Consider the following 3,294-nt stretch of genomic DNA (forward strand, 5'->3'; position numbering starts at 1 on the left):
GCGCCGATTCGCGGTAGCGATCCAGATGATGTGGCTCACATCTATTGGGAGCGGAAAGCAACCATCGGTGAAGTACCTAGCCGACTCTGGCTCTAACAGCGTGTGCAACGGAGAGAGAGGGTCTCCGTAGGCATGATGCATCGAGGCCTTGTCGATCTCATCCAAAGAGATGATCGGGCTCAAGTGGTGACTCGCGGCCATGGTAGTAAAGACGATCCCAGGTTGTGAGGTTGACCAGATTGGTTCGGCACCAGCAAGAGAGCCACCTAACTGAAGGTTGTCAAAGGAGAGCCGTGCCGAGGGGACACCGAGCACCTCGTGGAGTCGATTCACAAAATAGGACTTGCCAATACCAGGCTCACTTACAATAAGGATCGGATCAAGAACCAGGGGGCGTTGGGAGGTGATCGCCAGATTGATCGCATCTGCGATATGTTCAATCACTGCCGAGAAGTTCGGGAGATCTTCGGCGAGCTTATCCAGTGCGCTAAGTACATCGGGAGCGAAACCAAAGTCTCGGTAGGGACCGATCTTACCGAGGTCAGTCGCGATCTTGTCGTACTGGTTACGCGCGGTCTCGTTCTGATAGGTCGTCGCTGTTGCGATTACCCGTGCTAGCTCCTTGCCACTAAAGAGCTTGAGGCTCTGAGTCCGATCCACAATCCGAGAGACAGGTGGCTCTGGAGGTTCATCAAACAAGGACGGCCTTCCAGATGGTCGATCGCCGAGCTTGGTAACCGGTTCAGGTGAATCCACCTCATCTCTTTCCAGACACTCATGGAGGTGCTTGAGGATTGGCTTGGTGAGAACGGAGGGGCGAGTCCCTACCTCGAGGCCATCGAGGAACTCCTCGAACACACGGGCAAAGGCTTCGTCTCGGTCTTGTTCGAGGAGGTTAACAAAGTGAGCCAAGAGCGCTGCAGGCACATCGGTGGATCTGACACCAACGCCGAGCTTGGCAGCACTGTCTTTGAAGTTTGACGGCTCTGTGGCCTCCAACCACTCCAGTTGCCAATCGAGATCTCTCATTATGCCTTCAATATCTGCCATACCAGCCACTCCTTCACTCGAACAACATCCGATACCTCTTGTAATACCCAGCCAGATTGAGGGGTAAAAAATAGGCGTGCGATGCACAGCGGTGCTCTGCCTCGGAACCATACAATGCGACACGATGCGTTGGAATCGTGTCGCATTGGGCCATTACGTGTACATAGTGATGGAGCAGGTGTCAGCTAGCTATCACTTGCTACCGAGCATTCAGTCCATCAACTGGGTGAGCACCGCCCGGAGGATATCGTTCTGGGCTGCTAACGCGCCGGGCGTCTCTCGCATCTCCAGTTTGCTGACATCAAGTGATGGGGGATCTTCTTTTTGGATCTCCGGGTTGGCTCTGGCGTTGGAAGTGGTTTCGGCCCTGGTCGGGATAGTAGATTCTGGTTCCAATTATGCTGACTCGTCCCGGCTCGGACGCATGGTCTTACGTTCCAGTTCTGTCTCTGGTGACGGTTCACAATCGGATGTAGGTGGTAAGTTACAGCAAAGCGATACCACAAGTCGCGCCGCTACCTTGAGCGTCAGTTTGGGTGTAGTGGAGATCAAAGACGAATGTGTCGGTTCTGCTGGCGTTGACACTTGGTCCGTCCGGACGCCCGGACAGAGATCGTCATCGGTTGGCGAGAATGAATAACGTCTGGTACCCGGCGAACGAGCGTATATCGGATGGGTAGCCGCCAGTGCATTCATCCTGCATGGAGGTCGATGGCTACCAGTCGATCGCTAAGCCCGAGCCGAGGTCCGCCAGAACACCCCGATGGAGCCAACGATTGCCAGCCTCGCAACTAGTTTCCGAGGCGAACAGGCATGCGTGACAGGCCGCACCGTGCAACTGATCACTCGGTGGTTCCGGCAGGTACTCGGCACAGTGTGGATCCGAGGAGCAGGTTCGGGCGTCCTCGCGCACCTGATCCAACAGCCGCCCCAAGAAACGTTGATCGCCCAAAGCTACGAGGCCACCCAGAGTTCCCTCGGAGTCGCTGGCGGCGGTTGAAAGCAAGAACCCAGCAGTTGGCTGTTCGGTGGTCCCAACATAGAGTCGCTCACGTATGCTCGTTGCCGAATATCCACATTCCAGTGCCACGCGACGCAAGAGCAAATGGCTGAGAGTGTGGATGAGAAGCAAGCGGGGAACTGGGAGATGTGTTCCAGTCGGTAAACCACGGTTGAGGCGCCATTGGTCATTGGCAGCCCGCAGGCGCTTGATGTCCTCGTGATTTTCCGCTCTGTTACACCACTTGGCTACGAGATCTTCGTTTAGCTGGATGAAGATACCTTCACCTCGGCGCTCCACCGCTGGTACCCAACCAACTCGGTTCCTCGCCAACGGAGCTCTCTCAACATGTCGCTGTTCGAGATTGTAAGGAGCATCAATTCTCGTGAACCCGACGCTCGCTGTCACCTCGCGCAGCCTATGGACCTTCACAACGCCAGCTACAAAGGTACTAAACCCTTCGGGTGCGGCCGTCTCTTCGGCGAGAAAATCATCGTCGTGGAGCTGGGTCGTGGGATGGCTGAACATCTTCCATTCAGCGCCAAGGAGATCCACTGCCTCAGGCTGTGATTGTCGATCGTGTGACTGGCGACGTTCGCGTTCGATCTCGATCGCTTGGGCGAGTTGCTCATCGGTGAAGTCACTGAGCGCATGAAGTGCTGGCATGCCCGAGATCACTGCCCTTAATACCTTTGTCTCCATTCCACTTCCAAGTATCTGCCAGTTGTGCTCAACGAGCGTTGCTATGGCATGTTCCCGGCTTTCGGACGGTAAGTGGAGCGCGGTCAAGGTGTCGTTGAACCAGAGGTTCGAGGCGCCGAGCACCATCAGCTTTAATGGTTCCTGGCAGTCTTCAAAGATTTGGAGATGTGGGTGGCGGCCTCGACAGTAGGGGAGGGTGTCCGCACCTCGTGTTCCCGAAGCCTCCGCAATGTTCCGACTGTTACCACACGCTGTGCAGGTGATGGTCACGCGGGGGCCAAGTACACTTCCTGCATCATTTAGCCGCAATTGAGGGCCAGGACAAGGAGTTGCAGCGTTCTTGTGTACAAAGTCGATATAAGGGAACTCGTCGATGTGACCATGGCTGCATGCGACCACAAATCGTGCTGGGATGCACGGCCTCCGTTTTGTTTCGCCTCCGTTTTGTTTGGGACAGTTGGTGTGGATCCATTTCGCCATATCTGGTCGTCGTCCCCAGCGATGAATCAGCTTAAGTTGTTCGGCACCGTCAATAGGCAGTA

At 55.5% G+C, this 3,294-nt stretch carries 2 protein-coding genes; both read right to left on the reverse strand.

Translation table 11 applies throughout. The annotated features are described in order from the left end of the window. Positions 1 to 1,050: AAA family ATPase (locus M7439_RS06865; protein ID WP_308464430.1), on the reverse strand; the 1,050-nt coding region annotated here is incomplete at its 3' end. 715 nt (positions 1,051 to 1,765) lie between these two features. Then, a partial coding sequence (locus tag M7439_RS06870; protein WP_308464431.1) for a DUF1998 domain-containing protein occupies positions 1,766 to 3,294 on the reverse strand: 1,529 nt, incomplete at its 5' end.

Source organism: Ferrimicrobium sp. (assembly GCF_027319265.1).
GTDB lineage: Bacteria > Actinomycetota > Acidimicrobiia > Acidimicrobiales > Acidimicrobiaceae > Ferrimicrobium.